The organism is Bacillus sp. FSL W8-0645, assembly GCF_038007905.1.
In the GTDB taxonomy this organism is placed as follows: domain Bacteria; phylum Bacillota; class Bacilli; order Bacillales; family Bacillaceae; genus Bacillus; species Bacillus pumilus.
Genome location: NZ_JBBOYC010000001.1, coordinates 3177352 through 3195759 on the forward strand (window position 1 = coordinate 3177352; position 18408 = coordinate 3195759).

Annotated in this window: 18 protein-coding genes; 3 read left to right on the top strand and 15 right to left on the bottom strand. The window is 43.0% G+C overall.

The window, feature by feature from the left end:
* Positions 1–33 precede the first annotated feature (33 nt).
* Positions 34–498, top strand: coding sequence for a hypothetical protein (locus NST39_RS16580; RefSeq protein WP_268484135.1), 465 nt, complete (start codon positions 34–36; stop codon positions 496–498).
* Between the two features lie 15 nt (positions 499–513).
* Complete coding sequence (locus NST39_RS16585; RefSeq protein WP_341029367.1) at positions 514–978, top strand: GNAT family N-acetyltransferase; 465 nt, start codon at positions 514–516, stop codon at positions 976–978.
* Between the two features lie 22 nt (positions 979–1000).
* Here NST39_RS16585 and NST39_RS16590 read toward each other — a convergent pair whose 3' ends face one another.
* From NST39_RS16590 to NST39_RS16650, 13 genes are all read right to left on the bottom strand, one after another.
* Complete coding sequence (locus NST39_RS16590; protein ID WP_044138971.1) at positions 1001–1282, bottom strand: hypothetical protein; 282 nt, start codon at positions 1280–1282, stop codon at positions 1001–1003.
* Positions 1279–1647, bottom strand: coding sequence for a hypothetical protein (locus NST39_RS16595; RefSeq protein WP_341029368.1), 369 nt, complete (start codon positions 1645–1647; stop codon positions 1279–1281). Before NST39_RS16595 ends, NST39_RS16590 begins: the two co-directional genes overlap by 4 nt.
* On the bottom strand, positions 1644–3041 hold the full coding sequence (locus NST39_RS16600) for a hypothetical protein (protein ID WP_341029369.1): 1398 nt from the start codon (positions 3039–3041) through the stop codon (positions 1644–1646). Before NST39_RS16600 ends, NST39_RS16595 begins: the two co-directional genes overlap by 4 nt.
* A complete protein-coding gene (locus NST39_RS16605) occupies positions 3013–3780 on the bottom strand; it encodes an ABC transporter ATP-binding protein (RefSeq protein ID WP_341029370.1) in 768 nt (255 codons plus the stop codon). Before NST39_RS16605 ends, NST39_RS16600 begins: the two co-directional genes overlap by 29 nt.
* 58 nt (positions 3781–3838) lie before the next feature.
* Positions 3839–4108, bottom strand: a complete 270-nt coding sequence (locus NST39_RS16610) for a hypothetical protein (RefSeq protein WP_106032195.1) — start codon at positions 4106–4108, stop codon at positions 3839–3841.
* A gap of 256 nt (positions 4109–4364) precedes the next feature.
* Entirely contained in the window at positions 4365–5657 is a 1293-nt protein-coding gene (gene eno, locus NST39_RS16615; protein WP_003212752.1) for a phosphopyruvate hydratase, read from the bottom strand.
* Positions 5658–5686: 29 nt separating this feature from the next.
* Positions 5687–7222, bottom strand: a complete 1536-nt coding sequence (gene gpmI / locus NST39_RS16620; RefSeq protein ID WP_003213111.1) for a 2,3-bisphosphoglycerate-independent phosphoglycerate mutase — start codon at positions 7220–7222, stop codon at positions 5687–5689.
* A complete protein-coding gene (gene tpiA, locus NST39_RS16625) occupies positions 7215–7976 on the bottom strand; it encodes a triose-phosphate isomerase (protein WP_003213530.1) in 762 nt (253 codons plus the stop codon). The genes gpmI and tpiA overlap by 8 nt, the downstream gene beginning before the upstream one ends.
* Positions 7977–8006: 30 nt before the next feature.
* On the bottom strand, positions 8007–9191 hold the full coding sequence (locus tag NST39_RS16630) for a phosphoglycerate kinase (protein ID WP_044138977.1): 1185 nt from the start codon (positions 9189–9191) through the stop codon (positions 8007–8009).
* Positions 9192–9404: 213 nt separating this feature from the next.
* Positions 9405–10412, bottom strand: a complete 1008-nt coding sequence (gap, locus tag NST39_RS16635) for a type I glyceraldehyde-3-phosphate dehydrogenase (protein WP_044138978.1) — start codon at positions 10410–10412, stop codon at positions 9405–9407.
* Positions 10413–10442: 30 nt separating this feature from the next.
* Entirely contained in the window at positions 10443–11480 is a 1038-nt protein-coding gene (locus NST39_RS16640) for a sugar-binding transcriptional regulator (RefSeq protein ID WP_003212739.1), read from the bottom strand.
* A 314-nt stretch (positions 11481–11794) separates the two neighbouring features.
* Entirely contained in the window at positions 11795–13210 is a 1416-nt protein-coding gene (locus NST39_RS16645; protein WP_341029372.1) for an amino acid permease, read from the bottom strand.
* A 106-nt stretch (positions 13211–13316) separates the two neighbouring features.
* The gene (locus NST39_RS16650; protein WP_044138980.1) at positions 13317–14510 is read right to left on the bottom strand and encodes an ornithine--oxo-acid transaminase; all 1194 of its coding nucleotides are present in this window, start codon (positions 14508–14510) and stop codon (positions 13317–13319) included.
* Positions 14511–14719: 209 nt separating this feature from the next.
* Between NST39_RS16650 and NST39_RS16655 the strand changes: the two genes are divergently transcribed.
* Complete coding sequence (locus NST39_RS16655; RefSeq protein ID WP_311771804.1) at positions 14720–16162, top strand: sigma-54 interaction domain-containing protein; 1443 nt, start codon at positions 14720–14722, stop codon at positions 16160–16162.
* Positions 16163–16190: 28 nt separating this feature from the next.
* Here NST39_RS16655 and NST39_RS16660 read toward each other — a convergent pair whose 3' ends face one another.
* Together NST39_RS16660 and rpoN are read right to left on the bottom strand one after the other, a co-directional pair.
* Complete coding sequence (locus NST39_RS16660; protein ID WP_106067297.1) at positions 16191–16928, bottom strand: FadR/GntR family transcriptional regulator; 738 nt, start codon at positions 16926–16928, stop codon at positions 16191–16193.
* 172 nt (positions 16929–17100) lie between these two features.
* Entirely contained in the window at positions 17101–18399 is a 1299-nt protein-coding gene (gene rpoN, locus NST39_RS16665; protein ID WP_265208541.1) for an RNA polymerase factor sigma-54, read from the bottom strand.
* Positions 18400–18408 lie beyond the last annotated feature (9 nt).

Here is an 18408-nt window from a genome sequence, read left to right on the forward strand (position 1 = left end):
TGATAATAGTGGTTTAAAGAAAGGGGTTCACACATGAAGAAAACAATGACGATCATTCTTCTTTCCGTAGCAGTTATTGCCTTAGGTGGCTGGATTGTTTGGCAGCAGCAGACCATCGAAAAAGCAGAGAAAACACACCAGCAAGAAAGCAAAACGAGCGATCTGAAGCTCTCGCAGTTAACATCAGATCAAACAGATATGAAGCATAAAAACGATGAACAAAAAAAGCAAATAGCCACCGTCACAAAAAAGCTCAAAAAAGAAAAGAAAGCCTATGAAAAAGAGGTCAAACAGCGTAAAGCGCTTGAGATAAAAGTCGACCAGCTTCAAAAAGAGCTGACGGCAGCAAAAGCCACTGCTCAAGCAAATAAGCAGACCACTCAGTCTACAAGGAAACCAACTGTCAAAAAAGACCCGAATGTCACTCATCATCCTCCCTCTCAGTGGGTACAGGACCAATATGATTGGGGCGTGAAACAAGGGTATATTAAAGAATAGAAAGGATGAAAAAATGTGATACAGATTCGGCCATTATCTCATGATCACTCTCTCCCTATGGATCTTTTACTATTAGCTGATCCTTCAAAGGAAAAGGTTCTCGCTTATGTGCAATCCGGCTCTTGTTATGCCGCCTTTCATGAACAGGAAGTGATTGGTGTCTATGTGCTATCATCGCTCTCTCAGCATTCAGTGGAAATCATGAATGTTGCTGTGAAGGAGTCATGGCAAGGAAGGGGAATTGGGAAGCAGCTGATCCGCCATGCGATCGCTGAAGCGAAAGCCACTGGTTTTCATACGATTGAAATCGGCACAGGCAACTCGAGTATTCAGCAGCTCGCACTTTATCAAAAATGCGGCTTCCGCCTAACGTCGATTTATCGTGATTTCTTCCTTAAGCATTATGATGAACCAATTTATGAAAACGGGATTCAGTGTATGGATATGGTACGGCTGTCTCTCACATTTCAAGCAGACTGACTATTTGTTCAGCCTGCTTTTTTTATGCTCTTCGTTTCTTCATAGCATGAATCACATATTGAATGAAAAAATAAAGCACAGCGCCAGCTAAAAAGCAGACAACGCATCCAAAAAGCGTCGCCTCAGAGCTGAATTGATACTCTTCAATTTTCATAATATAAAATGGCATGCCAAACAGCGTTGGACTTGATTCAATATGATTGACCTCTAGCAGCAGTAAAAAGACAGGGGTCATAAACACAGAAAATATATACAGCATCGCAAGTGTTAAGCCGCTAGAAAACGAATGAAATACTTTGATCATCTCTTTCTCTCCTTCATCTCTTTTAAACTGGCTGTGATATTTTTCCCGTCTGGGCAAGCTGGATGCAGCATCACAGTGTTCAGTAAAGAAAAAAACAGCAGCTGATGACTCACCGGATGCTTCCACATTAAAAAAAGCACAATCGAGCAGAGCACCGGAAACAGCGGACCTGCAAGTGCCACCATCAGATTAAAGCTCGGCCGGGCAAATGTCTCATGGACGATCGCCACATGCTTCCAATCAATCGTTACCACAAAATCAAAGAGCGGTCTTTTTTCAATGTTGTTGCACACCATGACCATCAGCATATGACCGAGTTCATGAATGAGCACAACCGCTAGTAAACTAATGACAAGCCCCATCATCGCAATATCGGCCTTTTTAACATCACTGCATATATACAACTGAAAAAGGCAAGTGAACCAAGCAGATAAGCGGTGGCGAGTAGAGACATATTAGATGACAGCCACTCTAATAAAAGCATATCGATGAAGCTGAATACAGCAATCATCATCACGATGACAAACAGTTTATTAAAATCACTGATCTTCACGACAAACCCCGTACAGGCTGCCATGACGGTCATGAATAAAATGGACAAACTCGCCAAGCCATGACCTTCACTTTCAATACCGATCACCAAATAAGCAAGGCCAATATACACAAAATAAATGAGTAAATTGATTGTGTAATAAAATAAAATTCTTGACAATATATACGCGCCCTTTGATGTATTTAACATAAAGATGGCCCGTTGATTGAGATGATATTCTCTGCCAATCATCAGTGGAAGCATGATCAATATTTCCTTTAACGCAAACTGCACAATAAAGGCATACAGCCATCCAGTTTCTTCAGGTGTAAAAACAAATGGGAGCATAGCCGTCAAACAAACGAGAAAGAGGAACAAAATGCCTTGTTCTTTAAAAACAGCTGATCGAATGAAATAGACCATTTCCTGCCGCAGGTGCGTCAGAAAGGAAGAGTACGTCCTAATTTTCTGGTAAGAAAATGACTTTACCTCTGTTTTCAGCTGCAAAAACATTTGATGAACATAGCAAGCTGCTAAGCCCTTCACCCATAGCCAGCCAGCGCTTAGAAGAATCACCAGCAACGTCAGATAGACAGCCGGCCATACATGGATCATCTCCACTGCTTTTTGAAAAAGATGAAATATGAGTACTTGAAATGCCGCAAAGCCGATTGTTTGTAGCAGTAAATGCTCCTTTGTTTTTGATACGAAATGACTTACACCGACCCGCATTAGCATCCATGAAGAGAGCGTATAAAGTGCCAATATGCCGCATGTGATGCAAACAACGATGATCCAATACAGAGATGGGGTGACACCCGTGATCAAAAGACCTAATACAATCGGTAAAAAAAGTAATCCAGCCATGAGGAAGCAAAAAAGCACTGGAAAGAAATACGCACAAAGGACAAAGGGTACACTTTGTATCGCACTGTTCAAAAAGTAGAATTGATATTCTTGGCGCTTCAGTTTATTGCGGGATAACACAATCCCTGCTCCTACTAGTAAGAGCGACATTTTGACAAATTGGAGGTATAGCGCAGCTGGCTCACTTTCACCTGCCTGCATGTAAAAGCGCAGGCTGATGACAACGTATATTGCATAGATGAGCAAGAAAAAAACGGCAGCTGCGAGAAGCTGCAAAGGATACTTTTTTCCAAGCTGCTTTCCTTTCGTTGTCAGCATGCCCCATTCGATTTTATGAAGAACGTGTCGTGTCCAAATCATTGAGTAACCTCTCCACCTGCATATAGTAATCTCGATTTACTTCTTTATAAATCTCTTCAAGTGCCTGATGAGGAAATGTCTCATTCGTTTCTTGGCGGGACATATTCAGCTTCACGTCACCATTTCTTAAGATCATGAGATGATCATATAATGTATCACCAAAGCTCAAATGATGAGTTGAAATCAGGATGCCAGCGCCTTGATCTCTCAGCTTCATGAGCACCTTTTTTAAGATGATCATCATATCTGGATCAAGTCCGTTCGTTGGCTCGTCGAACACATAATAATCACACGGTCTGAGAAGCTGCGAAATGATCTGTGTTTTCTTTTGATTGCCATGGGACAGCTGAGCGATTGGCTGATCCATATACGGACTCAGCTCAAACAAATCGGTGAATGTCTCTTCACGTGTGACATCTTGCTCATGTGGCAGCTGAAGTAGTTGAAAGTATTCCCTCGGTGTTAAATAATCGAACAACGCATGATCGTCAGAAATATAGGAAACATGTTTTTTTAAAAGGGAAATATGAGCTGAGGATTGAAGGTTCAGCTGTTCACCATGTAAGGAAACGTATCCAGTAAATGACGTCAGCCCAAACATAGCTTGAATCATCGTTGTCTTTCCTGCACCATTATGCCCTAAAAGAAGCATCGTCCGGCCTTTCTCCACGTTCATTTGAATATTACGGAGAGAGAAGGTGCGGCTATACGTTTTTTCTTGTAATTGTAATGACAGCATCATATCCCTCCGTTTGTTTCAGATGGAACAGATGACCTTGCATCTGTTCTCATCCCTGTTAGAAACCGCATTGGATTTTAACGTACATGCCTAATAATTTGAACTCTCCTAAAAATTTGGAGCCCTTTCCAAAGGTCTTACATGCCCAAATCAATGCTCCAAGTGAAATAATGCCCAATATAGCGGCAAGGACATAAATCCAAAATGCGTTTTTCTGTACATTCTTAGAAGTTAGAATTCGTTGCTTCCTTTCATCATATGCCGCCAGTAGGTGGAGAATATACATATACACACCTACTGGAAAACGAAGGCTAAAAGGATTCAGCATCTCATCACCCCCTAATATATGTAAAATGATACCACCCCCTTACAGAAAACATAAGTTCATTTCAGATCATATTTTTAGTCGATTTTTCATGATTTATTGCTTATAAATGGTGAATCTGCGCGCTTTCCCTCTGACTGAAGGACGATTTTTTACAAAAATAGGATGTGACTATTGAAACAGCTGCGGGATCTCATTCAACACAAAAAAACGCTGCGCCCACTCTGATATAAGAGCGGAACGCAGCGCGTTGCTGGCATTATTTATTCAAGTTATAGAATGTTGCAATGCCGTGATATTGTGCTGTTTCAGCCAATTGATCTTCGATGCGAAGTAATTGGTTGTATTTCGCCACACGATCCGTACGAGACGGAGCACCTGTTTTGATTTGTCCAGCGTTTGTTGCAACAGCGATGTCTGCAATTGTGCTGTCTTCTGTTTCACCAGAGCGGTGAGAGATAACAGCTGTGTATCCTGCACGTTTTGCCATTTCGATTGCATCAAATGTTTCAGTTAATGTACCGATTTGGTTTACTTTGATTAGGATTGAGTTACCAACGCCGTTTTTGATTCCTTCAGAAAGCTTCTTCGTGTTTGTAACAAACAAGTCATCTCCTACTAGCTGAACCTTGCTGCCAAGGCGCTCAGTTAATAGTTTGTGACCTTCCCAGTCGTTTTCATCAAGGCCGTCTTCGATCGAGATGATTGGGTATTTAGATACCATATCTTCATACCAGTCAACCATTTCAGCAGATGTTTTCACAACGCCTTCGCCTGATAAATGATATTTACCGTCTTCTTTGTTGTAGAACTCAGAAGATGCAGCATCCATTGCAAGCTTCACTTCTTCACCTGGTTTGAAACCAGCTTTTTCAATCGCTTCAACGATTGTTTGAAGTGCTTCTTCGTTAGAACCAAGGTTTGGAGCGAATCCACCTTCGTCACCTACAGCTGTGTTTAAGCCTTTTGCACTTAATACAGATTTCAGGCTATGGAAGATTTGTGCGCCCATGCGAAGTGCTTCACGGAAGTTCGGAGCACCTACAGGCATAATCATGAATTCTTGAATGTCTACGTTGTTATCCGCATGCTCTCCGCCGTTGACGATGTTCATCATTGGCACTGGAAGCGTTTTGGAGTTGAATCCACCAAGGTATTGGTAAAGTGGAATTTGTAAGAAATCAGCAGCCGCACGTGCTACAGCGATAGATACGCCAAGGATTGCGTTTGCGCCTAATTTCCCTTTGTTTTCTGTTCCGTCAAGTTCGATTAACATTTTGTCAATTGCTACTTGTTCAGTGACATCAAAGCCTAAAAGCTCTGGTGCAATGATTTCGTTTACGTTGTTTACAGCTGTCAGAACACCTTTTCCAAGGTAACGGTCTTTGTCTCCGTCACGTAGTTCTACTGCTTCATATTCACCAGTAGAAGCACCACTTGGTACTAGTGCACGGCCAAAGCCGCCAGATTCTGTGTAAACTTCTACTTCAACTGTTGGATTACCGCGAGAGTCTAATACTTCGCGTGCATATACGTCAACAATGTATGGCATCGTTATTTCTCTCCTTTTGAATCAATTTGTTATTTCTGAATCAATGATGTTCCTGTCATCTCTTTTGGTTTTTCAAGACCAAGTAAGTCTAAAAGCGTTGGAGATAGATCGGCTAGAATGCCGCCTTCTCTAAGCGTTGCACCTTTTTTCGTTACGATGACTGGAACAGGGTTTGTCGTATGTGCAGTATGCGGCTTTCCTTCTTCGGTAATCAGCACGTCTGCGTTACCGTGGTCTGCTGTGATGATGGCATGTCCGCCTTTTGCTAGGATTGCGTCGACAACAGCTCCTAAGCACTCATCTACTGCTTCAATGGCTTTGATTGTTGGCTCGAGCATACCTGAATGACCAACCATATCCGGGTTAGCAAAGTTCAGGATGATCGCATCATGCTTGTCAGCATTGATGTCTGCAACAAGTGCATCCTTTACCTCATAAGCGCTCATTTCTGGCTTGAGATCATAGGTTGCCACATCTGGCGAATTGATCAAGATGCGGTCTTCACCAGGAAATTCTTCTTCACGTCCACCACTCATAAAGAACGTCACGTGAGGATATTTCTCTGTTTCAGCAATCCGCAGCTGTTTCAATCCATTTTGCGCTAGCACTTCTCCTACTGTGTTATCCAAATTCACTGGTTTGAAGGCAACATAGCCATCAACTGTTTCACTGAAGTGTGTGAAGCAGACGAAGTGTAAATTCTTCGGATGTGCTTCTCCGCGATCAAACGAGCGGAAATCTTCATTTGTGAAGGTGTTCGAAATTTGAATCGCACGGTCTGGGCGGAAGTTATAGAAAATCACAGAATCGCCGTCGTTTACTTTTGCAACTGGCTCACCATTTTCTCTCGTGATGACAGATGGAATAACGAATTCATCGTAGATTCCATTTTCATAGGAGTCATCAACGACATCATAGATGTTTTGATAACTTGGGCCTTCACCATACGCCATCGCGCGATATGCTTTCTCCACACGATCCCAGCGTTTGTCACGGTCCATTGAGTAATAGCGTCCAGAAAGTGTTGCCACTTCTCCGACACCGATTTCTTTGATTTGTTCTTCAAGCTGTTTTAAGTACACTTTGGCTGTCTTCTGACCAACATCACGTCCGTCCAAGAAGCCATGAATGTATACCTTTGTTAAGCCTTCTTTTTTCGCCAGCTTTAGCAGGGCAAAGAGATGTTGAATGTGGCTGTGCACACCGCCGTCTGACAGGAGACCGAATAAATGAAGGGCCTTGTCATTCTCTTTTGCATAAGTCATTGCCTCTAGGAACGTTTCGTTTTTCTCAAATTCCCCATCACGAATGGCAACATTCACTCTTGTTAAGCTTTGATACACAATGCGTCCTGCACCGATGTTCAAATGCCCAACTTCAGAGTTCCCCATTTGACCTTGCGGGAGGCCTACTGCCTCACCAGAAGCCGTTAAGGTTTGATGCGGGAATTCGTTCCAGTAGCGGTCGAAGTTCGGTTTCTTTGCTTGGGCAACAGCGTTACCAACTGTTTCGCCTCTTAAACCGAATCCGTCTAAGATGATTAATGCAGCTGGTTTCTTACTCATATTGACCTTCCTCCAATAATTGAACGAAAGACTGAGGTTCTAAGCTTGCGCCGCCTACCAAAGCACCGTCAATATCGGATTCTGCCATATATTCTTTAATATTCGCAGGTTTCACGCTTCCGCCATATTGAATGCGAAGGCTGTCTGCCGCTTCTTGACCATATTCGCTTGCAACCGTTTGACGGATATGCGCACAAACGTCGTTTGCATCTTTCGCTGTAGAAGATTTCCCTGTACCGATTGCCCAAATTGGCTCATATGCAATAACAGATTCAGCGACTTGCTGAGTTGTTAAACCAGCTAGTGCTTTCTTCACTTGATCAGCGACAAGTTCATTTGTTTTGCCAGCTTCACGCTCTTCAAGCGTTTCACCTACACAGATAATTGGAACGATGCCATGTTTGAATGCAGCATGTGCTTTTTTGTTCACTGTTTCATCTGTTTCAGCGAAGAATTCACGGCGCTCTGAATGACCGATCACTGAGTAGCCGATGCCAAGATCTTTTAGTGCAGCAGGGCTGATTTCACCAGTGAATGCACCATTTTCTTCAAAGTGCATGTTTTGTGCACCAATTTTAAGGTCTGTTCCGTTAGAAAGGCTGTTTAGCTTTTCAAGGAAAAGGGCTGGCGCACAGACAATGGATTCCACTTTGTCAGGAGATGGAATGGATGACTTGACTTCTTCAACGAAGCTAACCGCTTCGCCAAGTGTTTTGTTCATTTTCCAGTTCCCAGCTATAATTGGTTTTCTCATGATTGACACTTCCTTATAGCAGTTTTGGTCTTATTTATCGTTTAATGCAGTAACACCTGGAAGCTCTTTGCCTTCCATAAATTCAAGTGAAGCGCCGCCGCCTGTAGAAATATGGCTCATCTGATCAGCAAGACCAAATTTCTCAACAGCTGCTGCTGAATCTCCACCGCCAATGACAGAATATGTATCTTTTGCTTCTGCCAGTGCTTCTGCGATTGCTTTTGTTCCTTTAGCGAATGCGTCGATTTCAAATACACCCATTGGTCCGTTCCAAACAACAAGTTTGCTGTTTTTAATAACATCAGCGTACTTGCCTATTGTCTCTGTTCCAATATCAAGTGCTTCTAGATCACTTGGAATTTCAGAGATTGGCACAATGCTTGTATTCGCATCATTTGAAAAGTCGTCGGCTACCAGAACATCTGTTGGAATCAGGAAGTTCACGCCTTTTTCTTTTGCTCGGTCCATAAAGGATTTCGCTAAATCTACTTTGTCTTCTTCTAATAAAGATTTTCCTACTTCGTGGCCTAGTGCTTTCACAAATGTGTAAGCAAGTCCGCCGCCGATGATGAGGTTGTCCACTTTATCAAGAAGACTTTCAATCACACCGATTTTATCCTTTACTTTGGCGCCACCAATAATCGCTGTAAATGGGCGATCAGGGTTTAAAATGGCTTTTCCTAGAACCTCAAGCTCTTTTTGCATGAGGAAGCCCGAAACAGCCGGAAGATATGCTGCAATACCAGCAGTGGATGCATGTGCACGGTGTGCAGCACCGAACGCATCATTGACATACACATCGGCTAAATCAGCAAATGCTTTTGATAGTTCAGGATCGTTCTTTTCTTCACCAGGATAGAAACGAACGTTTTCAAGCACTAACACATCTCCTTCTTTTAAGTCAGAGATTTGCTTTTTCACGTTGTCGCCGTAAGCTTCATCCGCTTTTTTCACTTCTTGTCCAAGAAGCTCTTGAAGACGTTTCGCTACAGGTGTCAGACGCAATTCTTCAGTAACTTGACCCTTCGGACGACCCAAATGACTAGCTAATAGTACCTTTGCGCCTTGTCCTGTTAAATACTCAATCGTTGGTAATGCTGCGCGAATACGAGTATCATCCGTCACTTTTCCGTCTTTCATTGGAACGTTAAAATCTACGCGGCAGAACACAACTTTACCTTTTACGTCAATGTCTTTTACTGATTTCTTATTCATGCTCGTCAGGAGATCCTCCTTTATTCTGGTTTCCTTACACATTGGACAAGTCTCTCTTTATCCTTTTCCCATTTTGCCCTCATCAAAACGAGAAATCGTGCAGAACGGATAAAAACAGAGAAAAAGGGAAAGGGATGCTTCCCCTTCCCTTGTCCGTCTTCATTATATCGTGTCTCTAGGAAAGAACCAAGTGAGTTCCTTCAGTGTGAGAAATTAAAGACCTTGTTTTGCAATGTAAGCTGCAAGGTCAACAACGCGGTGAGAATATCCACTCTCGTTATCGTACCAAGAAATGACTTTCACCATGCTGCCTTCCATGACCATTGTAGAAAGAGCATCGATTGTTGAAGAGTTTGCATTACCATTGTAGTCACTAGATACTAGTGGCTCTTCGCTGTAGCCAAGGATTCCATTAAGTTCTCCTTCAGCTGCTTCTTTAAGTGCTGCATTTACATCTTCAACAGTTACATCTTGGTTTAATTCAGCCACAAGGTCAACTAAAGATACGTTAGGTGTTGGAACACGCATAGCGCCACCGTTTAATTTACCTTTAAGTTCAGGCAATACAAGTGAAACAGCTTTCGCAGCACCTGTAGAAGTTGGGATGATGTTTTCCGCAGCTGCACGAGCACGACGGTAGTCTTTGTGCGGAAGATCAAGAATTTGTTGGTCATTTGTGTATGAGTGAACTGTTGTCATCATACCGCGTTTGATACCAAATTTATCGTTAAGTACTTTTGCAAATGGAGCTAAGCAGTTTGTTGTACAAGATGCATTAGAGATGACATCGTGGCTAGCTGCATCGTATTTGTCTTCGTTTACACCCATAACGATTGTGATATCTTCTTCGTTAGCAGGAGCAGAGATGATGACTTTTTTAGCGCCAGCTTCTAAGTGTTTTGCAGCGTCTGCACGTTTTGTGAAGAATCCAGTAGATTCAACAACGATTTCTACGCCTTGTTTACCCCAGCTTAATTTCGCAGGATCACGCTCAGCTGATACTTCGATTGTTTTACCGTTCACTACTAAGTTTGTACCGTCTACAGAAACTTCTGCATCTAGTTTTCCGTGAACAGAGTCATATTGTAAAAGGTGTGCAAGCATGTTAGCGTCTGTTAGATCGTTAACCGCTACTACCTCAACTTCAGGATTGTTTAATGCTGCACGAAATACGTTACGTCCAATACGTCCAAATCCGTTAATACCGACTTTTACTGCCATGATGTTTCCTCCTTTTATAGGTCACAATGTTTATATTGAGGGATCAATTGACTCCCTTAATAACTCTTTTGCGGCTCCTTCGTCTGTGACGAGAACCGTTCGGCGGGGTTTTTTGAAATAAGCTTCAATGGCCCCTGCCTTTGATGATCCACCTGCAACAGCAATGATGTGTGGAATGCTTTCTAAATCATCTAGCTGCATGCCGACGGAGTGCACTTTGTGGACGACCTCACCATCACGATTAAAGTAATAGCCAAAGGCCTCTGTCACTGCGTCATGCTCATCAATCTTTTTTAAATCTTCAGCTGGTGTGTTTCGTCTCATCGCCATTGTTTTTGCTTCACCGATTCCATGAATGAGCATCGTGGATGATTTGATCGTTTGAAGCACTTCTTTGACTGACGGCTCTTCAATAATGGAAGAGTAAGCACCTTCTGACAGCTGTCCTGGAACAAACAGCAGTTTGTAAGTACCGGAAGCTTTTTCAGCCATGTGGGCACAAATGGTGTTTGCCTGATTTTTTACATTCTCCCCAAGACCGCCTCTCGCAGGGACAAACATCATGTCTCTGTTTTTGGCATCAGGGGTCATCATTTCGGCAACGGCTTCCATCGTCGTTCCGCCAGTGACGGCGACGATATTATTTCCAGTAAACCTTTTTTTCATACATTGGACAGCAGCTCTTCCCATTTCTTGCTTCACCCACGGGGATTCGTCACTGTCACCAGAAACGATCACGACTTCTTCTAGGCCTAACTTCCTCTTTAATGTATTTTCCAAAAAGGTTAAACCTAAAACGTCTTTCATCATTCCTTCAAGCATTTCAAGCAAAGCGTGGCCTTCACTCGTCAGCATCATGCCGCTCGTTTTGACATCCAGCAGATTTTGTTCTTTTAAAAACTGAACTTCAGCACGTAAGATGCGCTCACTGAGACCAAGACTCGTCGCAAGACTTCTGCGGCCGATTGGTTCAGCTAATCTGATGTACTGCAAAATGTCGTAGCGTTTTTGCATAACGATGAGAAGATCTGGCAATAATTTTTTTTGAGCTTCCAATAAACGATTCATGGCTAACGACCCTTTCTTTTCACGTTGGACTAAAAACGTCCCACTGTGACAAAAAACGTCCCGCCACAGCCAAAAAAAATCAATCCCTGCTTTCTTTAATTATTTTAACAGGATCATCTTGCATTTTCAACTATTACAAACACATTTAGACAAAAAATAGACACATTTTCACCGATAGCCTGCTTGTCATCAAGGTTCTTGCTATGATATTTCTTTTCAAAATATTTTATTTTTTTCTATATTGAATGAATTCATCAATGAAAGTGTGCATGCGTAAGAGGTCCGCATGCACATTTTTTTGATATAGTCGTCTTTTATGTTTTTGGGATTCCTTCCTCTTCGGCAAAACGCTTTGCCTCTTCCTTCGGTTTGATTTTGAGATAATAAATGATGTAGCAGGCTGCCATGAACGGAACGCCGCAATAAAGGCCAATCCGCTGATCCTCAATAAAGAATAGGCTGATGAGCACGATGCCAAATGCGATGAAGCCTGCTAGTGGGACAAATGGATAGAGCGGTGTACGGAAGACGAGATCCTTTACATCTCCACCATCTTTTATGAATTGTTTTCTAAAGAAATATTGAGACAAACAAATGGACATCCACACCACAACAAGAACCATTCCAGAAATCGAAATAAGCCACACATACACCGTTTTTGGTGCCACAACACTTGTGAGCAGAGATAGAGCGGATACACCCATTGTCACCAATAATGCATTGATCGGGATTTTACGCTTGGACAGCTTTTTCGTAAAAGCAGGTCCTTTCCCGTCCTTTGAAAGCGACCAGAGCATACGTGATGACGCATATAATCCAGAGTTTGCTACAGATAAGACAGCGGTGATGATAATAAAATTCATGATATCTGCGGCATATGGGATGCCGACCTTGTCCAGCACGACCACAAACGGACTGTCGACAGCGCCTGCTGTCTGCCATGGAAGAAGTGCTGCCAGAACCGCAATTGATAAAACGAAAAAGACCATCGTTCTCCAAATAATATTCCGTATTGATCGAGGCAATGTTTTTTCAGGGCTTTCACTCTCACCTGCTGCGATCCCTACAAGTTCTGTTCCTTGGAAGGAGAAATTGACCGTGACCATGGTTAATAAAATAGCAAAAACACCATTAGGAAATAGTCCGCCATGATCCGTCAAATGACGAAATAAAGGGGCTGGTTCTCCGCCTTTCAAATGAATCATTCCGAAAATTGCGCCAATTCCGATGATAATAAACAATAGGATGGCCGCAACCTTGATAGCTGAAAACCAAAACTCCGTTTCAGCGAAGCTGCGAGCAGAGATGGCATTCACGGCAAATAATATCACGCTAAATGCTAGACACCAGAGCCAAACCGGGATATCTGGAAACCACCTTTGGAGCAATATGCCTGCTGATGTAAACTCCAGACCAATCGTACACGCCCAGCTAAACCAGTACAGCCAACCAATCATAAAGCCTGTGGACGGGCCTATATATTTGGTTGCATATTCCTGAAAGGAACCGGCTGTTGGCATCGCCACTGCTAATTCTCCAAGACACAGCATGACCAAATACATGAACAGTCCGCCAATGATAAACGATAGAATGGCTCCCCCCGGCCCTGCCTGATGGATAATCAATCCTGATCCAAGGAAAAGGCCCGTACCGATGACGCCGCCTAAGGCAATCATAAAAAGATGTCTGCTTTTCATGGAACGCTCTAGTTCATTATGCTGTTCTTGCATCAAATCCACTTCCCCACTTTCCCTCTTCTATTCAGCATCCTTTGACAAAATTCGCTGTTCGTTGAAAAAGAAAGGGAGAAAGTGAAGCTTCCTCCCCCTTTGCCATTTAAGCTTGAAACAGTGCTTCAATATGACCAATCGCCCAGTCTAAATCTTCTTTTGAAATAGTCAGCGGTGGTGCAAAACGGATGACTGTTTCATGAGTTTCCTTACATAACAAACCTGCTTGCTTCAGTTTTTCACAATAAGGTCTAGCTGCCTCTGTCAGCTCCATGCCTATAAATAGTCCGCGGCCGCGCACTTCTTTAATCACAGGACTTTGAATGCGTGCCAATTTGTCTTTGAAGTATTCACCAAGCTCCATAGAGCGGGCTGCAAGCTTTTCGTCGATTAAAACATCCAGTGCAGCAAGCGACACCGCACACGCAAGAGGATTTCCTCCAAAGGTAGATCCATGAGAACCAGGGTTAAATACGCCTAAAATATCACGGTTTGCTACAACACACGAGATTGGGAATACTCCGCCGCCTAAAGCTTTCCCAAGAATCAGCATATCTGGCTCAATGTCTTCCCAATCACACGCAAACATCTTACCTGTTCGTGCTAACCCCACTTGAATTTCATCCGCAATGAACAGCACATTTTCTTGCTCACAAAGCGTTTTGGCATCTTTCAAGAAGCCTTCTGGCGGCATGACAATACCCGCTTCACCTTGAATCGGTTCAATGAGGAAAGCCGCTGTCTGTGGTGTGATAGCTTCACGTAACGCTTCTATATCTCCGTAAGGAATCAACTTAATTCCAGGAAGCATTGGGCCGAAACCTCTTTGGTATTCTGCTTCTGAGGAAAGAGACACAGCCGTCATCGTTCTCCCATGGAAATTGCCAACACACGCAATGATTTCTGCACGATTCTCTTCGATTCCTTTCACATCATAGCCCCAGCGTCTCGCTGCTTTTACAGCGGTTTCTACAGCTTCAGCACCTGTATTCATTGGCAGTGCCATGTCTTTATTCGTCAGTTTGCAAATTTTTTCATACCAAGGACCAAGCTGATCATTATGAAAGGCTCTCGACGTGAGTGTCACGCGATCTGCCTGTTTTTTGAGCGCTTCAATAATGCGGGGATGGCGATGTCCTTGGTTCACTGCGGAATACGCACTCAGCATATCCATATATCGATTGCCTTCAGGGTCTGTCACCCACACTCCCTCAGCCTCTGAAATTACAATTGGCAACGGATGATAGTTTGCCGCTCCATATTGTTCTGTTTGTTGAATCAATTCATTTGTCTGTGTCATCATCTATTCCTCCTTCTGTAAGGTAGCTTTTTTCAATTGGGTTCATCTTCATCCATATGTTATGCAAGGATCGTGCCAACTTTCTGACCGCTTGATCATAAGGGTTTACCTCATTCATTACGCAAAATATCTTTGCATGCGCAAAATTTTTTAGAGGAAACTGCAAAATTTTTCATGTAAAATAGAGGTAACGTCAGGAGGTGGCGCAAGTGAAAAAAGATATGCATACCGCAAAGCTTGAAAATGAGATTGATTTATATAAACAAATGCTCGATTTAATTGATGTCGGGGTTCACGCCATTGACGAGAATGGCAATACTGTTGTTTATAATAAAAAAATGATGGAAATTGAATCATTGAAACGCTCAGATGTTCTCCATAAAAATGTACTCGATTTCTTCGCCTTTCAAGATGAGATGCACAGTACACTTGTCCAAGCGCTGCGTACCGGGAAACAAACCGTACATGCCAAGCAGACGTATCATAATTACAACGGAAAAGAAATCACAACGATTAACCATACATACCCGCTCGTTCGAGACGGTCTCATTCAAGGGGCAGTTGAAATTTCGAATGATGTGACGAAGCTAGAACGGCTGATTCATCACAATATGAAGAAAAAAGGAAGCACTCGCTTTACCTTCGATTCTATTATTGGACAAAGCCCTGCCTTTTTAGAGGTGATTGAGCATGCGAAACGAGCGACACGCACCTCTTCCTATGTGCTCATTGTTGGCGAAACTGGGACTGGGAAAGAGCTGTTTGCTCAAAGCATTCATAACGGCAGCAGCCGGTCATCCGGACCATTTATTACCCAAAATTGTGCGGCACTGCCTGATAATTTGATTGAAAGCCTGCTCTTTGGTACACAAAAAGGGGCTTTTACGGGAGCAGCTGATCAGCCTGGCTTATTTGAGCAGGCGCAAGGAGGAACCTTGCTTTTAGATGAGATCAACTCATTAAATCCTCATCTTCAAGCAAAACTACTGCGCGTCTTACAGGAGAAACGTGTGAGAAGGCTAGGAAGCACAAAGGAAATTGCTGTTGATGTAAGAGTGATTGCCAATATGAATGAGGACCCTGTGGATGCAATCGCAGGTGGACGTATGCGCAAGGATTTATTTTATCGTCTCGGTATTGTCACCTTATTTATTCCGCCGCTTTCTGAACGAAAAGAGGACATTCCTACGTTTGTGAATCATTTTATTCAAAAATATAATGAGCTGTTTCAAATGAAGGTGAAGGCGGCTGATGAAGAGGTACTTGCCCTTTTTAAGGCGTATCATTGGCCAGGCAATGTAAGAGAACTTGAGCATGTGATTGAGGCGGGGATGAATATGATGATGGATGAAGACGACTTAAGCATGCATCACCTTCCCTATCATTTTAGATTTAAACACGGGGAAGACCGTCCTAAGGCGCAATTGCAAACAAATTCTTTGCAGCAAACCGCAGCTGCTGACACCTTTGTGTATACAAGCCCAGAACAGACGACTGATTTCCAAACCCAAATGGAACGATTCGAAAAACAATACATCGTCCATTACTTAGAAAAAATGGACGATAATATTTCACAGACTGCAAAGTTATTGGGCATGAGCAGGCAAAGTCTGCAATATCGAATGAAAAAGCTACATATTTCTCGTCAATAATAGAGCTGTGCCATCATTTCGGCACAGCTTATTGTGTATCTGTTTGTTCTGCTGGTTTTTGCAGCACATCACCGAGCAGATTTTCTACATTTTTCAAATGCGTAAGCATCGCTTTCTCTGCTTCTTCTGGCTGCCTTGCAACGATGGCTTTGTAAATTTGTTCATGTTCTTCGTAAAGCTTCCGAATGGAGGCTTTCGTTGAGAATAACACGACTTTTCTCGTTTCCCGCATCGTTTCTACTAACAAGGATGAGACCTGATTCATTAACACCTTTAATACATCATTCTTCGAGGCTTTGGCTAAGGCGAGATGGAAGGTGAGATCTGCCTCTTCACCAATTTCTTCATGGGCTTCTGCCAGCTTCATTTGTTCAAGTGCATCACGCAGCTGATGAAGGTCATCGTCCGTCCGAAGCAGCGCCGCCTTTTTGACAGCTCCTGTTTCAATAATGGTTCTCACTTCAAGGAGCTGCCTGACATCATGCTGCTTCATTAAAAATGCAGGAGATAAAGAAAATGCGAGCTGTTCAGGATCGAACTGCTTCACATATGTGCCCTCCCCTTGCTTCATCTCTATTAATCCGATCGCTTTGAGAGCAGACAGCGCCTCTCTCACAGCGGAACGGCTGACTTGAAAGTTTTCTGAGAGCGCTTGAACCGAATCTAATTTTTCTCCCGGAAGAAGCTCACCAGTGCGAATGGATTCGATTAATGCATCCGCAATTTCTTCATATATTTTTTTGGTTTTGATTTGTTTATATTTCAATTGGTCTCACCTCATCACTGTTGTCTATCCTTTTCGGCTCATGCCCTATCTTATACTTTACCCCAAAATTTCCGTTCACACGTCTCCCCGATTTAATTTTCAAAAAATCTTCTATGTGCCTCCCTTTCAACAAAAAAGAAGCACCTGCCATGTTTCTGGCAAGTACTTCTTTTTAATCATAGCGCTTCCGCAGTGTAGATGATGGAAGATTCATTTGTTCACGATATTTCGCAATGGTTCGGCGTGAGACTCGAATGCCAAAGGTTTGCTGAAGCTGCGTCATCATTTGCTGATCTGAATACGGTTTTTTCTTATTTTCCGTTTGGATCAGCTCGGCAATGTACGTCTTGACTGTGTAGCTGGACGCCTCTTCCAGTGAGGGCCCTTCTAGCTTTGCTTGGAAAAATTGCTTCATTTCCATGAGGCCATAAGGGGTTTGCACCATTTTCCCTTTCACCGTTCGGCTGACTGTTGACTCATGCACTTGCAATATATCTGCGATACGTTTCATCGTAAGCGGTTTCATTTTATGTTTCCCTGTAAGGAAAAAATCTGTCTGGTGTAAGATAATCTCACGAACGACATGGGTCATCGTTTGTTTTCTTTGCTTCAGCGCTTGGAGAAGCCAATTGTACTGTTGCTCTTTTTCCTTTAGATACACATATGCTTCATGCCGCTTTCGGTCTTGAATCATAGCGAAGTATCCTTCATTCATTTCAACGTCTGGGAAAGCGCGCTGATTCAGCTCAAATGCGATGTGGTCTTGCACGACAGTAATCGTCACATCCGGCTCTATATACACATGGTCTTCTTCGTATGAGAAATGGATGCCTGGTCTTGGTTCAAGCTGCGACACCTCATCTTGTACCGCTTGAAGTGTTTTCATGGAAATACCTGTTTTCGCCGCGATTTCCTTCCATGCCTTTCTTGCAAAGAGAAAGAAGTGCTCATCGATGATCAGCTCAGCTTCATACCAGCGCTCCTTTTTTCTTCTCAGCTGAAGCAGGATGCATTCTTGTAAAGATCTTGCGCCAATACCGGCAGGCTCTAGCGATTGAAGCTGATGAAGGACGGCTTCAACTTCTTCAGCTGACACCTTTAAGACTGCTGCCATCTCGTCAACTGGTTCATTTAAATAGCCATTGGAATCAATGGACTCGATCATAAAATGAAAGATCCTTTGATTCTTTTCACTTAAATTCAAATCAATGGCTTGTTTCTTTAAATACATTTGCAGGCTTTCTTTTTGATGCGTTCGATACGGCTCTGTCATTCGGTCTTGAGATTTTTTATGATAAACTGGTTGATAGCTGTCCGTGTCTTTCCGCTCAATCAGAGGGTTCTCAAGCGCTAACTGGTCAAGATACTCGCCAAGCTCAGTGCTATTCAGCTGGAGCAATGTAATGGCCTGCCGGAGTTCTTGTGTGAGCACCTGCTTTAATACTTGTTCTTGTTGCAGATTAAGGCTCATTGTCTCCCC